General features: G+C 36.8%; 16 protein-coding genes. 12 read left to right on the top strand and 4 right to left on the bottom strand.

The annotated features are described in order from the left end of the window. Positions 1 to 135: 135 nt before the first annotated feature. The 5 genes from yedF (at position 136) to E7B10_RS07645 (ending at position 2,655) form a co-directional block, all read left to right on the top strand. Positions 136 to 735, top strand: coding sequence for a sulfurtransferase-like selenium metabolism protein YedF (gene yedF, locus E7B10_RS07665; protein ID WP_004697982.1), 600 nt, complete (start codon positions 136 to 138; stop codon positions 733 to 735). A gap of 124 nt (positions 736 to 859) precedes the next feature. After that, a complete protein-coding gene (locus tag E7B10_RS07660; protein ID WP_004697984.1) occupies positions 860 to 1,117 on the top strand; it encodes a DUF3343 domain-containing protein in 258 nt (85 codons plus the stop codon). 118 nt (positions 1,118 to 1,235) lie between these two features. Next, positions 1,236 to 1,943 carry an NAD(P)H-dependent oxidoreductase gene (locus E7B10_RS07655; RefSeq protein WP_004697967.1) on the top strand — a complete coding sequence of 236 codons (708 nt, stop codon included), beginning with the start codon at positions 1,236 to 1,238 and terminating at the stop codon, positions 1,941 to 1,943. A gap of 157 nt (positions 1,944 to 2,100) precedes the next feature. Beyond that, on the top strand, positions 2,101 to 2,340 hold the full coding sequence (locus E7B10_RS07650; RefSeq protein WP_004693817.1) for a GlsB/YeaQ/YmgE family stress response membrane protein: 240 nt from the start codon (positions 2,101 to 2,103) through the stop codon (positions 2,338 to 2,340). 78 nt (positions 2,341 to 2,418) lie between these two features. Beyond that, the gene (locus E7B10_RS07645; RefSeq protein ID WP_021147740.1) at positions 2,419 to 2,655 is read left to right on the top strand and encodes a CsbD family protein; all 237 of its coding nucleotides are present in this window, start codon (positions 2,419 to 2,421) and stop codon (positions 2,653 to 2,655) included. Positions 2,656 to 2,732: 77 nt separating this feature from the next. Here E7B10_RS07645 and ychF read toward each other — a convergent pair whose 3' ends face one another. Beyond that, positions 2,733 to 3,839, bottom strand: coding sequence for a redox-regulated ATPase YchF (gene ychF, locus E7B10_RS07640; RefSeq protein ID WP_101928938.1), 1,107 nt, complete (start codon positions 3,837 to 3,839; stop codon positions 2,733 to 2,735). Positions 3,840 to 4,193: 354 nt separating this feature from the next. Here ychF and E7B10_RS07635 point away from each other — a divergent pair, with 354 nt between their 5' ends. After that, a complete protein-coding gene (locus E7B10_RS07635) occupies positions 4,194 to 5,366 on the top strand; it encodes a cyclopropane-fatty-acyl-phospholipid synthase family protein (protein ID WP_021147743.1) in 1,173 nt (390 codons plus the stop codon). Positions 5,367 to 5,478: 112 nt separating this feature from the next. Here the strand turns inward: E7B10_RS07635 and E7B10_RS07630 are convergent, their stop codons facing one another. Further along, positions 5,479 to 6,453 (bottom strand): diaminopimelate dehydrogenase, encoded by a 975-nt coding sequence (locus E7B10_RS07630; RefSeq protein ID WP_287511252.1) that lies wholly within the window; start codon positions 6,451 to 6,453, stop codon positions 5,479 to 5,481. Positions 6,454 to 6,747: 294 nt separating this feature from the next. Here E7B10_RS07630 and E7B10_RS07625 point away from each other — a divergent pair, with 294 nt between their 5' ends. Next, positions 6,748 to 8,970, top strand: a complete 2,223-nt coding sequence (locus E7B10_RS07625) for an autotransporter outer membrane beta-barrel domain-containing protein (RefSeq protein WP_287511250.1) — start codon at positions 6,748 to 6,750, stop codon at positions 8,968 to 8,970. A gap of 343 nt (positions 8,971 to 9,313) precedes the next feature. Further along, a complete protein-coding gene (locus E7B10_RS07620; RefSeq protein WP_227283598.1) occupies positions 9,314 to 11,611 on the top strand; it encodes an N-6 DNA methylase in 2,298 nt (765 codons plus the stop codon). Positions 11,612 to 11,736: 125 nt separating this feature from the next. On the opposite strand, the gene E7B10_RS07615 is transcribed toward E7B10_RS07620, so the two are convergent. Next, a complete protein-coding gene (locus E7B10_RS07615) occupies positions 11,737 to 12,966 on the bottom strand; it encodes an LL-diaminopimelate aminotransferase (RefSeq protein WP_287511245.1) in 1,230 nt (409 codons plus the stop codon). A 486-nt stretch (positions 12,967 to 13,452) separates the two neighbouring features. On the opposite strand from E7B10_RS07615, the gene E7B10_RS07610 reads away from it, so the two are divergent. The 4 genes from E7B10_RS07610 (at position 13,453) to rpsR (ending at position 15,752) form a co-directional block, all read left to right on the top strand. Next, positions 13,453 to 14,637, top strand: a complete 1,185-nt coding sequence (locus E7B10_RS07610; RefSeq protein WP_038149718.1) for a multidrug effflux MFS transporter — start codon at positions 13,453 to 13,455, stop codon at positions 14,635 to 14,637. 142 nt (positions 14,638 to 14,779) lie between these two features. Then, the gene (gene rpsF / locus E7B10_RS07605; protein WP_004693799.1) at positions 14,780 to 15,064 is read left to right on the top strand and encodes a 30S ribosomal protein S6; all 285 of its coding nucleotides are present in this window, start codon (positions 14,780 to 14,782) and stop codon (positions 15,062 to 15,064) included. Between the two features lie 19 nt (positions 15,065 to 15,083). Next, complete coding sequence (locus E7B10_RS07600; RefSeq protein WP_004693797.1) at positions 15,084 to 15,482, top strand: single-stranded DNA-binding protein; 399 nt, start codon at positions 15,084 to 15,086, stop codon at positions 15,480 to 15,482. A 39-nt stretch (positions 15,483 to 15,521) separates the two neighbouring features. After that, entirely contained in the window at positions 15,522 to 15,752 is a 231-nt protein-coding gene (rpsR, locus tag E7B10_RS07595) for a 30S ribosomal protein S18 (protein ID WP_004693795.1), read from the top strand. A gap of 88 nt (positions 15,753 to 15,840) precedes the next feature. Here the strand turns inward: rpsR and E7B10_RS07590 are convergent, their stop codons facing one another. Further along, complete coding sequence (locus tag E7B10_RS07590; RefSeq protein WP_008602858.1) at positions 15,841 to 16,257, bottom strand: MerR family transcriptional regulator; 417 nt, start codon at positions 16,255 to 16,257, stop codon at positions 15,841 to 15,843. Between the last annotated feature and the right edge of the window lie 243 nt (positions 16,258 to 16,500).

Genomic DNA, 16,500 nt, shown 5'->3' with positions numbered 1-16,500 from the left:
AGCTGATAGCTGATAGCTGATAGCTGATAGCTGATAGCTGATAGCTGATAGCTGATAGCTGATAGCTGATAGCTGATAGCTGATAGCTGATAGCTGATACTTTCACAAATTATATAATGTATATAGAGGTGTATGATGAGCAATACAAAGGAATTAACGGTAGATGTGCGCGGTAGCTTGTGTCCAAAACCTGTTATTGAAACTAAGAAGGTAAGTGATGCGAATCCAAATGCTGTTATTATTACAATTGTAGATAATGAAGTGAGCCGCGATAATGTAGAGAAGTTTGGTAAGTCTCGTGGTTATGGTGTAGGTATTCGCCAAGATGGCAAGGATTTTTATCTTACTATGACACCAAATGCAAATTCGGTAACGGAAGTAAGTTGTGAACCTATGAACTATGGAAATCGCGTCATTTTGATGACGAAGGATTATCTTGGTGAAGGTAGTGAAGAGCTTGGCCGAAATTTGATGAAAACCTTCTGGGTATGTATGCTTGAAGCTGACGTAAAGCCTTCTAAGATTTATTTCATCAATAGCAGTGTTAAGATGGTAGTCAATGATTCGGTTCATTTGGAAAATATCAAGAAATTAGCTGAGCTTGGTGTAGAAATTGCAGCATGCGGCATTTGTCTTGATTATTTCGGTGTAAAAGATAAGCTGGGCGTAGGCAGTATTACTAATATGTACGCTATTACAGATGCAATCCTTGGAGATAATATTGTTAAGCTATAATATTAGTATTTTATTTTGATATATCGATTTAGAGCTACTGATTTAAAGTAGATTTCTTATTTCTAGAATGAATCATTGAGATGAAAGACATTTAATCGTATCTACTTTGGTAGGAGGTGAGGCATTGGAAAATAAAAAATTACTTGTCGTTTTTACATCCTATTATTTTGGTGATAAAGCGGATAAAGTATTAACCGAGTTAGATGTGCCTCATCAGTTGATGGCCACACCCCCAGAACTTTACGATATGTGCGGTTTATCTATTGCAATAGACTCAAGTATAGTGGATCAAGTAAAGACCATTTTAAAAGAACATAAAATTAGTATGTCTGGCTTCTTTTGGTATGAAAAAGGAGAGCTAGCCGTACCGTATAAAGTCTAGACGTTGTCTAGGCTTTTTTTACTTTAGTGTCCATCTTCATATAACTTGAACGATGAGTGTGGTACTATAGAAACATGATATATTTTATCAATTACAGATATTAATTATGGAGGTATATATGAGTAAATATGAAATAGAAAATGTAAAATTAACAGCCCCTAAATTTGATCGTAAAGATTTAGAATATGCTATGACATATCGCTATGCATGTAAGAAATTTGATAGCGCTGAAAAGATTTCTGATGAAGATTGGCAAGGTATTTTAACGGCGGCGCGCTTGTCTCCAACCTCCTTAGGTTTTGAAGCTTACCAATTATTAGTTATTCAAAATCCTGAAATCCGTGAAAAGATGAAAGCTTATGGTTGGGGGATTCAAGCTGGTCTTGAAGCGAGTCATTTCGTAGTGTTTTTAACACGTAAAAAGGTGGATTTGGAATTTGATTCCCCTTATGTACGCTACATTCAAGAAGAGGTGAAACAATTACCTGCTGAAGTCGATGCTATTTATAAAGAAAAATATGCTCAGTTCACAACTGAAGACTATAAAACATTTGAGTCTGATCGTGCTGCCTTTGATTGGTCTTCTAAGCAAGCGTATATTGTAATGGCTAACATGATGACTATGGCTGCTTATGAAGGTCTTGATTCCTGTGCATTGGAAGGCTTTAATCAAGATAAGATGACAGCTTTTTTAGGTGATGAACTAGGGCTCTTTGATACAAAACATTTTGGTATTGCCGTTATGGCTGCTTTTGGTTATCGCGATGAAGAACCGCATCGCAATAAAACACGTCGCACAATGGATGAAATTGTTACAGTAGTTTAATCGATTGCGACTTTTATAACCATATCGAATTTCTTCATCTAATCTTTAGAAATGAATGGTATATTATAAATATACACATTATTTATTATATTTATAAAGCCCGTATAATTTGGTAGGATATTATAAATATATTGATTAAATAGGAAGGAGTGATCGTATGTTATGGTCAATTATTGTTGGTGGTTTTATCGGTTTTCTTGCGGGAGCCATCACTAACAAAGGTGGAGCAATGGGCGTTATTGCCAATGTTGTTGCTGGTTTAGTTGGTTCGTCCGTGGGTCAAGCAATATTTGGCACATGGGGTCCTAGCTTAGCTGGCATGGCATTAATTCCTTCTGTTCTTGGCGCTGTAATTGTTGTTGCTGTTGTTTCGTTTTTCTTCGGGAAAAAGGGATAGTAATCTATTTTTAAAAGTATAGCTAACATATATAGCTAACATAACTAAAAATGATTTCATATGAAAGGATTCATAATTATGGCATTAGAAGATAAATTAAATCAAGCTAAAGGTGCATTAAAAGAAAATGCCGGTAAATTAACTGGTGACAAAGAATTGGAAGCAGAAGGTGCTGTAGAAAATACAGCTGCAAAAGTTAAAGACGCTGCACATGATGTTGCTGAAGATTTCAAAAAAGCAGCTGAAGATGTTAAAGATGCTGTAGATGGTGCGATTAGTGGCGTCAAAAATGTTCTTCATAAAGACGATAAATAATATTATATAAAGGTTATAATTAGTAATAAAAAACCAGTAAATCCTGAGATTTACTGGTTTTTGTTATATAAGTTTGTTTATACATTGAAGCGGAAATGGGTTACATCGCCGTCTTTCATAACGTAGTCTTTGCCTTCAAGGCGTACAAGGCCTTTTTCTTTAGCCGCGTTTTGGCTACCGCAAGCTTGTAGATCATCAAAGGAGACAATTTCAGCGCGGATAAAGCCTTTTTCAATATCCGAGTGAATTTTACCAGCAGCTTGAGGTGCTTTGGTGCCATTTACGATTGTCCAAGCACGAGCTTCCATTTCACCAGCTGTGAAGTAATTGATAAGACCTAAAAGTGCATAACTTGCTTTGATAAGTTTAGTTAAGCCAGACTCTTCAAGGCCAAGATCTTCAAGGAATGCAGCGGATTCTTCTTCGGATAACTCTGCAATTTCGGACTCGATACGTGCGGACACAACAACGATACCAGCGCCTTCGTTTTTCGCATATTCCTCTACGCGTTTTACATATTCGTTGGCAGAATAATCAGATACTTCATCTTCGGAAATATTGGCTACATAAAGAGATGGTTTAGCTGTAAGCAATGTCAACTCTTTGATCATTTCTAATTCGTCTTCATCAAGACCTTGTGCACGAACGGGTTTTGCTTCACCTAAACCTTCGATGATGCGTTCTAATAATGGCAGTTCAGCACGAGCATCTTTATCGCCAGATTTTGCGATTTTTTCGATGCGTTGTTTTCGTTTTTCTACGGATTCAAGGTCAGCAAGGCAGAGCTCAGTATTAATGATTTCGATGTCGCGAATTGGGTCAATAGAACCTGCTACGTGAGTGATGTTAGGGTCATCGAAACAACGAATAACTTGTGCTATCGCATCTACTTGGCGAATATGGCTAAGAAATTTATTTCCCAAGCCTTCACCTTTAGAGGCACCTTCAACGAGACCTGCAATATCTACGAAACGCATAGCTGCAGGGAGGATGCGTTTGGAACCAAACATTTCAGCTAATACAGCTAAACGATTGTCTGGAACATCAACGACACCTACGTTTGGCTCGATTGTACAGAATGGATAGTTGGCAGCTTCAGCGCCTGCTTTTGTAATAGCGTTGAATAATGTACTTTTACCAACATTTGGAAGGCCTACGATGCCTACTTCTAAATTTGTGCTCATGGTACCACCTTTTATTAACAAATTGATTTCGTTCTTTGTGAAAGTTTATAGTAATAGTTTGTTATAAACCTTATCAAATAAATATTATACCATACTAATAGGATGGAGTTAGTCTATAAATATAAAATAGATTATTTCAAAGTGCTATAATATAAATAGAGTTAAATATATTACTTAAATAATGTGATAAGTTCATATTAAAATATAGGATTAATATAGATTTTTATTCGCCGTAACTATATTGATATAATTTATAGGTATATAAATTAATAAGGGTATGGAATGTATCCAATCATGTTAATGTATATATTTTTAAACCTATATAGTGAAAGCTAATAGGAAAGGAAGTTCAGTATGTTTTCCAAGCTATTTGATAGTTTCTTAGTCCATTATTTAGAACGCTTTAATGATCATTGTTTTACCGTAAAAATTGGAGATAATGAATATACAATCGGTGACGGAGAATCCGAGTTTACCGTCATCGTTAATCGTGGTATTCCCAAGAAGGACTTGTTAATATCCGCAGAACTCGCCCTCGGTGAAGCGTATATGCGTAAAGATATCGAAATTGAAGGGGATTTGTTTAAAGCCCTTTGTGTAGTCCTTGGTCATGTAGGTAAGGACTCTATCAATCGTAAGGTACTTAGCTCGCTCTTTAATGCGGGTCTTAAAAAGAAAGATCAAAAACAACAAGTATCTTCCCATTATGATTTAGGTAATGAATTCTATAAATTGTGGCTCGATGAAACCATGAGCTATTCCTGTGCGTATTTTAAGCATGAGAATGATAGTCTCAAAGATGCGCAATATCAAAAGGTACATCATATTCTTGATAAATTATATTTAAAAGAAGGGATGACTTTACTTGATATCGGTTGCGGATGGGGATTCCTTCTCATTGAAGCGGCTCGTAAATATGGGGTTAAGGGCTATGGGTGTACTCTTTCCGAAGAACAATGGAAAAAAGGACAGGAACGCATTAAAGAATATGGCCTTGAAGGACAAGTTGAGATTGAACTTATAGATTATCGAGACGTAGCGGCTTCTGGTCGCACCTTTGACCGCATTGTCAGCATCGGTATGCTTGAACATGTAGGGCGACCTAACTTTCCTCTGTATATGGAGGACGCATCGGAAATGCTTAAAGACGGCGGGTTGTTCCTGCTCCACTACATCAGTGACCCATCTGAAAAGGAAACAAGTGCCTGGATTCGTAAATATATCTTCCCGGGCGGATGTTTGCCGTCCCTTCGCGAAATGGTCAGCCTCGCTTATGACTATGATATGAATGTCATCGATGTTGAAAGTTTACGGTATCACTATTATAAGACTTTAATGCATTGGTATAACAATTTCCAAGGCGTCCGTGAGCAAGTAGAGGCGAAACGGGGGAGTGAATTCGTACGCATGTGGGATCTGTATCTTTGTGGATGTGCGGCAGGTTTCTACATTGGTAATATGGACTTGCATCAAATTTTGATGACAAAAGGTGTTACGAACGAATTGCCGTTAACACGATGGTATTAATTAAACGTAAAATAAGGTTAATAGGATAAAAAAGAGACCATCTGATATGGTCTCTCTTTTAATGTGTATGAAAAAGGCCCTCATCTATTAAGTCGATGCGGGCCTCGCTCTATTATAGAGAATGTGCTCTTAATTCTTCAGCAGATTGTGTGGAAATCCAAGCTGGTGGAATGTCGAATACTGTATAGCAACCTGTGCCGCCGTGTTTAGCAAGGCGGTAAAGACCACGTGCATAAGCAACAAGTGCAGAACCCGTGAATTCAGGGTTAGAGTCAAGTTTCAAGGAGTACTCGATAACGTGACGAGTGCCTTCTGTACTTTCACCAGAGCGAAGAACGAAGCCACCATGTGGAATGCCTTTGTGGTCGCGATCAAGTTCTTCTTGAGAAATGAAGTTTACAACAGTTTCATAACCTACGAAGTAGTTTTCCATAGTTTTGATTTCGTTTTCAATTTTAGCCTTGTCCGCATCAGGAGCAGCCACTACATAGCACTCACGAAGGTGACCTTTGTAGCCATCAACGTCTGGAGTTTCACCATTACGGATAGATTCAAGGTATTGTTCTTTAGGAACAGTGTATTGACGAGCATCAAGAACACCGTCGATACGGCGGATAGCATCGGAGTGACCTTGGGAAACACCACGGCCCCAGAATGTATAAGATTTACCTTGAGGCAAGATGCTTTCAGCATATACACGTTGTAAAGAGAACATACCTGGGTCCCACCCGCAAGAAATCAATGTAGCAGTTTTAGCTTCTTTAGCTACTTTGTCTACATTAGCAAAATGTTCAGGAATACGTGCATGTGTATCGAAGGAATCGATACAGTTGAAGTATTTTGTGACCATTGGAGTTTGTTCGATAAGGTCTGTTGCAGAACCACCGCAAAGAACCATAACATCGATTTTACCTTTGAAGTTTGGTAGATCTTCCATAGTATATGTAGGAACACCAGAAACTGTTTCTAAGCCTTTACGACGAGAGAATACACCAACAAGCTCCATATCAGGTTGTAATTTTACGGATGCTTCAACGCCACGACCTAAGTTGCCGTAGCCAACGATACCAATACGAATTTTGCTCATATTAGCCTCCTATATAAATCGATAAATTTAATAATTAACATAACTATTATAGCACAAAATAAATGTATTTAATATTTTTCTATAGAATTCATCGATCTAGATTGTAAAAGTAATATATCTATCAATATGACCATACATTTAAAAATCAGTTTGAGTTTAACTATATCGATACATTGCGTATTGTTATACACATAAAATAAAAAATCATATGAGTAGAAATTGACACATATACCCCCTGCCTAGATACAATTGAACTAGCTTTATTTATAGTTTGAGTGTTATAGGAGGTAAGAGATGATAAGAAAGGTAAACGCTGCTGTTATTGCTGCATTAATTTTAACAGGAGCTAGTGCTTTTACTATGGCTTCAGCTACAACGGTGGAAAGTCATACAGATGGCAAATCCATCGGTCTTAATTTGTGGGGGGAACAAAGGCATTATACAGATGACTTAACTGTCAATGTATCTGGTCTTGGTGTGAATGGTAAAAAATACCATAACAATGTGACTGGTATTTATGCACTTGATGGTACACAAGTAGCTATCGACAAGAATGTAACCGTGAAAATTACGAATCCAGCGCCGGCGGAAAGTGGAGAGAAACGCAGACCTGATTTGGCACATTATTACATGAGCGGTATCTATGCTGGTTATGGTGGACTTACTAGTGATGGCAATAACGATGATACTCGAGTCACCGTAAAAGGAAATGCTAAAATCGATGCTGTTGGCGTTGGTTTGCAAGCTAATAAAGATGGATATATTCGCATATTAGGTGGAGCCGATGTAAAAACATATCCTTTAAATACCTCTGATACCTATTCTGCATTATCTGAAGAAGGATTTGTCTATGTAAATACTGGTATGGATGGCTTAGAACCAGGCACTAATGATGTGAAAATGTATGGTAATGTAGGGTTTTTAGATAAAAATTATGGTATAGAGAAAAATCCTCATAACCATGGTTCTGAAATTTCATTAGGTTTAACGACACCCAATTCTAAATTAGTAGGTGGTGTGCTTAACGAATTTGATGAAAGCAATAATAATCCGTACCATGGTGGTTTGCGATTATATTTACAAAATGGTGCTACTTGGCGCAATGAATGGTTAGGTGCTGAGCGCGTATATCCTACGCAAGGTCGCCCAGATAATGCAAACTATTTATATACTGGTAGCCGTGTAGAATATTTCATAGGTGGTAAAGATGCAGCTAGCAAAGGTATTATCCAAGCTGTAGACGCTCGTCCTATTACAATTAATAACTATGCTGGTCATACAGCTATCGATTACGAAAAGGGTGCTCCTGCATCTGCACAAGGTAAAGGCCAAGTAGTTATCAATCATGCTGAAAAAGGCTCATCTGTAACTATGCACAGTTCTGCAGATGCCCTTAAAGGTTATGCAAATATTAATAATCCTAGAGGTACATTGCACCAATTAGCAAATAAGTTAACATACACTAACTTTAATAAAGGGGAACGTAATTTAGGTGTAAATGTACAGGTTGATGGTGGCCTTATTAGTCCTACATACTCTACTAATCTAGGTACAGAAAGCTTCGCTATCGATGGAAAAGCTAGCGTTACGGATCAAGCTGTGATAACAACTCGTGAAAGTGAACTTGTATCTGGCGCTAAGAGTGCACTGGCTGCCTCTATGATGCAAATGAAAGCAGATACAAATGATTTACAACGCCGCCTCGGTGATGTGCGTCTTAATTCTGATAAACATGGTGTATGGGGTAAATACATTGGTGGTAAGTCTAAAATTACAGATGATGCCTATGTAAATCAAACGTACAACATGGCGCAAGTCGGTTATGATACATTGCGTGGTGACTGGACTGTTGGTGGAGCTTTACTATACGGCACAAGCAATAATGATTACGCTCTCGGTTCTGGCTCCGGCAAGACGGCTGGCTTAGCTGTATACGGTGCTAAACAATTTAAGGATGGCCGTTATTTAGACATAATTGGCAAAGTGAACCGTTTGAAAAATGATTTCACTGTACGCAATACCTTAGGCACTACGTTGAGTGGTGATTATCGTAATACAGGGGCGTCCTTAAGTGTTGAATACGGTAAACGTATTAAAAAGGACAATGGCTTTTATATCGATCCTAATGCGGAATTGACGTTCAGCCGTTTGTCTGGTGAAAGCTTTGATGCACGTACCAATACAGGCAGCACAGTACATATTGATTCTGATGCAGTAAATTCTGTTATTGGTCGCATTGGCGTAGGGATTGGCAAGGAAAGTAAAAACAGTAATGTATTCCTTAAAGCTGCGTTAGCTCATGAGTTCTCAGGTAAAATGAATGCTACGTACAGCATGACTGGTGAGCCAACTACAGGTAGCGAAGTGAACCTAAAAGATACATGGCTTGACCTTGAACTCGGTGGTTCTTGGAGCGTACGTCCTAATACATATGTTTATGGTACTTTCACTAAAAACTTTGGTGCTACTGTAGATAACTCTTATCGTATTGACGCTGGTATTCGCCATAATTTTTAATAGATGGTAAACATAGTAGAGACAAATAATTATGGGAATGTTATTTGTTAGTACTATAGTGTTAAGGAATACTGGAATCAAATATTCATATATGTAAGGGTATATAAAAAGACCGACTACATTCTTAGTGAAGGACTGTAATCGGTCTTTTATAGTCAATAAATTTCGCTATTTTAAGTTAATAAATGGTATTTATTTAGAACCTATTCTATAAGATTAGAAAGTAAGGTGATGAATTTCAATAGTAAAGGTTACACTTACTATTTAATAATTTTAAATAGTAAGATACAATATAATAAATAATTAACTTAAATTGCAATATGAAATTTTGAATGGGGAAAGTATGCTGGAACGAGAAATTGAAAATTTGTTAGAACAAATTTTAAGAAACTGTGGTTGGATTGTTGATGTTGGTGTAAAAAATAGACAAGTATATCGTCAGCAACCTAGGTCTATTGATGAAATAAATAAATTAAAAGTTAATGGGATTCAAACATTTCCTGATTTTATTCTATATGAAGATGAAAATATTGCAGTACCAATAGCAGTTATTGAGGCAAAAAGAGTCGAATATAAAAACTTAGAAAAAGCAAAAGAACAGGGGCTTAATTATGCTAAGGCTCTTGGTGCAAGATTTCTATTTTTGTATAATGCGAATCGCTTTATTGCATATTATGTTCCTACTGAGGAAGTTCTTTTGATTGATAATGAAGAGGTTAATGGTATGTTACCATTGGCACAACTTCGTTTATTTAATGGGCGTAAGTTAGAGCTTAATAGTAAGGTTGATATAAAATCAAAAACAGATTTAATTAATGTTTTTAAGGTTGCAAATGATAAACTTAGAGAAGCTGGTATAAATGCTGGTATAGCAAGATTTACAGAGTTTTCTAATTTACTATTTCTTAAATTATTAAGTGAATTAAATGAAGAGCGACATTATAATATTGCAAAACCTTTTTTATGGGATTCCTATAGAAATCTAGATGGGGAAATGCTTTTAGAATATATTAATGGGACTGTTATACCTGGATTGAATAATTTGTTTGATAGTTCTGAGACTCAACCATTATTTTCTGCTTTAAAGATTAGAAATACGATTAAATTAAAAGAAATAGTTCAAAAACTTGATACATTAAATTTAAAGCAAATTGATACTGATATAAAAGGAGATGCTTTTGAATATTTTATTCAAAAATATAATCAAACTAATAATGACTTAGGGGAATACTTTACTCCTCGGCATATTGTAAGATTTTTGAATGATATTATTAAGCCTACTTTTGGAGATAAAATATATGATCCATTTTGTGGTACGGGTGGGATGTTAATTATCGCATTTGAAAGAATATATCAAACGTTGGAGGAATCTGGTTTACTAGATGATACTAATTTATTAGCTCTTCGTGAAAAAACAATTTGGGGAGGAGAAGTTTCGGAGACTGCCAAAATAGCTAAGATGAATATGATTCTATCTGGTGATGGACATAGTAATATAATTCAACACGATAGTTTTTCCAATCCCGTTGAAGGTAAATATAATGTGGTTATCTCTAATATCCCCTTTAATATGGATGTATCTGAGGAACAAGCTCAATTATATTTCCCTATAATAAAAAAAGGTAATGCTGTTTCGATTTTACATATACTTAAGGCATTGAAACGAGAAAGTGTAAAATCTCGTGCTGCAATAATTGTACCAGATGCTGTATTAAATGATAGTTCTATGTCTACTTTAAGAGAATTAATTGTTAAAAATGGACAGTTGAGAGGCATTGTATCTTTGCCGTCTAAAGTTTTTATGCCTTATACTGAAGCTAAAACAAGTATACTTATTTTTGGGAGTGAGTGTGCTGCAAAAACAGAAGATGTATTTATTTTTAAGGTTAAAAATGATGGATATACATTAACTACACGCAGAAGACCATTACCTGGAATTAATGATTTAGATGAATTTATAGCATTGCATGAAGAAATGTTAAAAAACGATTACTCGATTCGTTTAGACCATGATAATTTATTTTATATTCCACGAGATAAGATTCTTAGAAATCCCAACAAGAGTTTATTATTATCACAATATTTTGATGCTCTTAAAGAGGGGTATATTAGATTAGAATCTATTTTAGAACCGATTAAAGAGAAGAATGTCGAGCAATATCCAACGGCTAGTATTACTAAATCAGAGTTTTGGGGAATGCCGTTAGGAAAAGATTTATGGGGCATAAATTTTATATCGGTAACCTCAGAAGATAATTCAAACTATAATGTAGTAAGAAAACACAATATTAGTTTTAATCCAGCTCGAGCTAATATAGGTTCTTTTGGAATTTGTCTATCCGATAATCCCGTAGCAGTTACATCTGCTTACCCTGTATTTAAAGTAAAAGAAGATCTTAGAGGAAAGTATATTCCAGAATATATATATTTACAGTTAAGGCATAATCCTGAGGTTTTAGAGGATATAGCAGAGCGGGCATATGGTACAATCAGACAAAGTTTATCTCAGAAAGAGTTTATCAAAATTCAGATTGAAGATAAGTCTTATGAAGACCAAAAGAAAGTAGTAAATTATATTAAGGATAAATTTTTCAAAATGAAAAAGTTGGAAGATGAACTTGTTAATTTTAGAATAGAGTAATATAGAATAAAGTTGTATAATATAGAAACATAATAAAAGGATGTGTCTGAATTGAACTGCACCCCAAAAATTGAGTCTAATTTTTGGAGTGCAGTTTAATTTTATGAGGACACATCCTTTTATTATTAGAATTTTAATGTTTTAATTCTTTCAACGGCACGAATTGTATTTTCACGGCTACCAAAAGCTGTTAAACGTAGGTATCCTTCGCCATGAGGACCAAAGCCAGAGCCTGGTGTAGATACGATTTGAACTTGTTCGAGCAAGATGTCGAATAATTCCCAGCTAGTCATGTTACCAGGTGTTTTAAGCCAAATGTATGGAGCATCTACGCCACCATATACAGTAAGGCCAATGGATTCAAGACCTTCTTTGATGATGCGAGCATTTTCTTTGTAGTATGCAATGTTAGCACGAGTTTGCTCACGGCCTTCTTTTGTGTATACTGCTTCAGCACCGCGTTGGATGATGTAAGGTACACCGTTGAATTTAGTGCATTGGCGACGATTCCACATAGGGTTTAGTGGTTGGCGTTCACCGGATTTAGTTTTGCCGGTTACTTCCTTAGGCACTACAGCATAAGCACAACGTGTACCTGTGAAACCAGCAGTTTTGGAGAAGGAACGGAACTCGATAGCTACTTCGCGAGCGCCTTCGATTTCATAGATGGATTTTACAGTGTCTTCTGTACTGATGAAAGCTTCGTAAGCGGAGTCGAACATCAAAATCGCATCATTATCTTTACACCATTTGATCCATTCTGCTAAACGAGCACGGCTCAAAACAGTACCGGTTGGATTGTTAGGTGAGCAAAGGTATACAATGTCTACGCGTTCAGACGGGAATTCTGGAGAGAAGTTATTTTCTGCGTAAGTAGGGAGGTATACAACCTTTTGGAAGATGCCATCTACAGCTTCGCCAGTACGACCACCCATAACGTTGGAGTCTAAGTATACTGGGTACACAGGATCTGTGATAGCAATGATGTTATCTTCGCTGAATAACTCTTGGATATTACCAACGTCAGATTTTGCACCATCGGAAACGAATACTTCGTCAATAGCGATATCTACGCCTAATGGTTTGTAATCGACATCAACAATAGCTTGACGTAAGAAATCATAACCTTGTTCAGGGCCATAACCTCGGAATGTTTCCGCTTTTCCCATTTCTTGAACAGCTTTACTCATAGCATCGATAATTGCTGGAGCAAGAGGTAATGTAACATCGCCGATACCAAGACGAATAATATCTGCATCTGGATGAGCAGTTTGGTATTCATTTACCTTTTTAGCAATATTAGCAAATAAATAAGAACCTTGAAGGTTTAAGTAGTTTTCATTGATATTAGCCATGATGACTCCTTTTTATAATCAGATTTCTCTATATATAGTAAATTATATAGAATAATGACGCAAGGATTTTCTATAGAATTTCTGATTTATATAAATATTGTTTAAGTCTATGACTATAAAAGGTCGTATTATGAGGACTTTATTAGTCATACCATTTGTTTTATAATTTCTTTTAGAAATTCTATTTATGTTGTATAATAAAAAAAAGAGAGCCATCGACGTGTGGTAGCGTTAGGCTCATCTTATAAACATTTTTTAGGATTGCCTAGCGTGCGAGTATTTTGTATACTCTGTTGCGTTAGGCTTTTGTCTTTATACTATTTGAATAGTGCAAAGAGTGATATTACTATAGACCAATTTTTGCGTAGTATTTTACTACGCTTTTTTATTGAAAAAATCAAAACTTTATATAGCATTAATTTTATTTCTGATATAATCTTAATGAATACATATTATAGTGCGGTTTTATATGAAAGTGGTGTCTTTATGCTGACGATTAGCAATAAGGGATGGCTTTTTACGTCTATATTAAGTGCTTTGATGGCGTTTACATCGTTGTCTACGGATATTTATTTGCCAGCTATGCCTGAGATGGGGCGTGACCTCAATGGTGATGCGGAGCTTACGTTGACGGGTTTCTTAATTGGGTTTGCGCTAGCTCAGCTTTTTTGGGGCGCCGTTAGTGATAAAATTGGTCGTAAGAAGCCACTGATTATAGGGATAGTCTTATTTATCATAGGGTCTGTGGGCTGTGCCCTAAGTTCGTCTATGCTAGAATTACTAGCTTGGCGTGTGTTTCAGGCTTTTGGTGCCTGTGTAGGACCGATGTTGTCACGGGCTATGATTCGGGATTTATATGGTCGGACTGAGGCGGCTAAAATGTTGTCTACATTGGCCATTGTTATGGCTATAGCGCCTATAGCAGGCCCAATGTTAGCCGGACATTTACTTGTATGGTATACATGGCATTCTATATTCTGGTTGCTTGTTGGTATAGGACTTTTAATGCTCGTTGCCGTATTAGTGCTTCCGGAAACACATCCCGTAGAGAAGAGGAGCAAAAAGTCCATAGGTCATACCTATAATAACTATTGGATTTTATTACGCAATAAAGGTTTTATGAAATATACCCTATGTGTTAGCTCATTTTATATTGCCATTTATGCGTTTTTAACGGGATCGCCTTATGTATATATAGATGTGTATGAAGTGCCCAAAGAATATTTTGGTTATCTCTTTTCTGTTAATATTATTGGTGTTATGTTGTTAAGTGCCATTAATCGTCGTATTGTTAGTGCTATACGCCTTGATAGACTATTGAAATATGCCACACTATTTGCTGCTGTTTGTGTATCCATTGTTATGGGCTTGATGTTCTTAGGTTACCATTCATTGTGGTTAATCGTTATTGGTTGTTTTTTATTCTTCTCCATGAATGGTATCATTGCCGCTGTAACTAATGCATTAGCTTTAGATAGAGCAGGTAGAATGGCTGGATCTGGGGCGGCACTATTAGGTGCCATGCAATATGGTAGTGGTATTGTGTCATCGTTGATACTTACCTTTTTACCAAATGATACGGCCTATCCTATGATGGGGGTAATAGCCATATTTGTAATTATCTGCGCTATTATCGCCTTTCCTGAGGATGAAAAATATAATCGTATATAATATTGGTAAAAGCGAGGGTTTTAATTTGAATCCTTGCTTTCATCATTTTTTTAGGTTATAATAGTAAGGCTTATTGATGGTAAGCACTTCCTACCCCTATGTGTCGATAGGGGCATTAGTCCGAAAGAGGAGGTGATTTTGTATGAACAAATACGAAGTCATGTTTATTGTGAAACCAGCTGAAGAGGAAGCAACTAACGCTGTTATTGAAAAAGTAGAAGCTTTAATTGCTCGTGTAGGCGGCACAGTAGAAAAGGTAGATCGTTGGGGCAAGCGTCGTCTTGCTTACGCGGTGAAGAAATTCACTGACGGTTTCTATGTATTGATCAACTTTGAAGCAGCACCTGCTGAAATCAAAGAAATCGATCGTGTATTGAAAATCAACGATGAAGTCCTAAGACATCTAATTGTTAAACACGAAGCATAATTAAAGCCTGGAGGAAAACATGAACTCTGTACAAATTCTAGGTAATTTAGCTCGTGATCCTGAAGTACGCTATACCAAAACTGGTCGTGCGGTAGCAACTTTCACAGTAGCTGCCACAAATACCTATATTGATTCCACAACAAATGAGACGAAAGAACAAACTGCTTTCATCAACTGCGTTGCTTGGGGTAAACTTGGTGAAGCGGCAGGCAATCTTCGTAAAGGCAGTCGTTGCTTTGTAGAAGGTCGTTTGCAAACTCGTTCTTACGAGACTCAGGACGGTCAAAAACGGTACGTTACTGAAGTGGTAGCGAACTTTGTGGGCCAATCCCTTGATATGAATACTAATTCTTTCGAAGGTGGGTCCAATTTTGATAGTTTCAGTACAGGCGGCGATGACGAAAACATCCCGTTCTAGTGTCAGGGACTCCTACTAATTCGAAAAGGAGGATTCGCAATGAGAAGAGATAGAGGCAGAAAGCCAAGAAGAAAAGTATGCGTTTTCTGTGCAGACCATATCGATCAAATCGACTATAAAGATGTTGCTAAACTTCGTCGTTTTACGACTGAACGCGGTAAAATCTTACCTCGTCGTATTTCCGGTACTTGCGCAAAACATCAACGCAAATTGACTACATCTATCAAACGTGCACGTGCAATTGCTTTATTGCCATTCACTGCTGAATAATTGATGAATCAAGGCGGTACAACCATTTGGTTGTGCCGCCTTTTTGCTATACAAAAAAAGAAGCTATCCGTTGGATAGCTCCTCTTTGTTATACAGCTTTATATTTTTTAGGTGGTTCACCATTTTCGGCGGCTTCTTTATCGGCGCGCCACTTGCGTTCGAAATATTTATGATACTCAAGTGGGATATCATTAGGGGTTGCTGTTTCATAAAAGCTGCAAGTGCCTCGACGTTGTGCTTCTTCATAGAACCAGGTTTTAAACTCTAGCATAGATAAGCGAGCTTGTAGGTGCTCAATTTCTGCTAGCACACGATCTCGTTGATTTTTAATAATAGATAATCGATCGTTGATGCGGCTATCGCCTTCAACGCAGCAGTCGATAAAATGTTTGATTTCTTTTATAGGCATACCCGTACGTTTCATACATTCGATTAATTCTAGCCAATCCATATCTTCTTCGCGGAATATACGGATACCTCCACTAGAACGTTCTACGAAGGGCAATAAGCCCTCCTTGTCGTAATAACGCAAAGCAGAAGGTGCTATATTTAGTTTTTCTTGCGATTTCGCCAACAGTATATGTCATTGAATCTCCTAATATATATGGCATTTATAGATGGATATAAAAATTGTAAATGTAAGGTGTATTGACTTAAACCTAACTTTAAGTTTTATACTTGGTACATACTTGAAGTATAAAACTAGTTATTTTTAGTGACAATCTTTATAATCTTTATACTATTTGAT

The sequence above is a fragment of the Veillonella sp. genome, assembly GCF_032470285.1.
Lineage (GTDB): Bacteria > Bacillota > Negativicutes > Veillonellales > Veillonellaceae > Veillonella.
The sequence above is the reverse complement of the archived record's forward strand: the minus strand, read 5'-3'. Positions and strand labels throughout refer to the sequence as shown.

Bases quoted from the DNA above. Each gene is read 5' to 3' on its own strand.
- E7B10_RS07650 (WP_004693817.1), top strand. From the start codon at position 2,101: ATGTTATGGTCAATTATTGTTGGTGGTTTTATCGGTTTTCTTGCGGGA.
- E7B10_RS07620 (WP_227283598.1), top strand. From the start codon at position 9,314: ATGCTGGAACGAGAAATTGAAAATTTGTTAGAACAAATTTTAAGAAAC.
- E7B10_RS07615 (WP_287511245.1), bottom strand. From the start codon at position 12,966: ATGGCTAATATCAATGAAAACTACTTAAACCTTCAAGGTTCTTATTTA.
- E7B10_RS07630 (WP_287511252.1), bottom strand. From the start codon at position 6,453: ATGAGCAAAATTCGTATTGGTATCGTTGGCTACGGCAACTTAGGTCGT.
- E7B10_RS07635 (WP_021147743.1), top strand. From the start codon at position 4,194: ATGTTTTCCAAGCTATTTGATAGTTTCTTAGTCCATTATTTAGAACGC.
- yedF (WP_004697982.1), top strand. From the start codon at position 136: ATGAGCAATACAAAGGAATTAACGGTAGATGTGCGCGGTAGCTTGTGT.
- E7B10_RS07600 (WP_004693797.1), top strand. From the start codon at position 15,084: ATGAACTCTGTACAAATTCTAGGTAATTTAGCTCGTGATCCTGAAGTA.
- E7B10_RS07625 (WP_287511250.1), top strand. From the start codon at position 6,748: ATGATAAGAAAGGTAAACGCTGCTGTTATTGCTGCATTAATTTTAACA.
- E7B10_RS07610 (WP_038149718.1), top strand. From the start codon at position 13,453: ATGCTGACGATTAGCAATAAGGGATGGCTTTTTACGTCTATATTAAGT.
- rpsF (WP_004693799.1), top strand. From the start codon at position 14,780: ATGAACAAATACGAAGTCATGTTTATTGTGAAACCAGCTGAAGAGGAA.
- rpsR (WP_004693795.1), top strand. From the start codon at position 15,522: ATGAGAAGAGATAGAGGCAGAAAGCCAAGAAGAAAAGTATGCGTTTTC.
- ychF (WP_101928938.1), bottom strand. From the start codon at position 3,839: ATGAGCACAAATTTAGAAGTAGGCATCGTAGGCCTTCCAAATGTTGGT.
- E7B10_RS07655 (WP_004697967.1), top strand. From the start codon at position 1,236: ATGAGTAAATATGAAATAGAAAATGTAAAATTAACAGCCCCTAAATTT.
- E7B10_RS07645 (WP_021147740.1), top strand. From the start codon at position 2,419: ATGGCATTAGAAGATAAATTAAATCAAGCTAAAGGTGCATTAAAAGAA.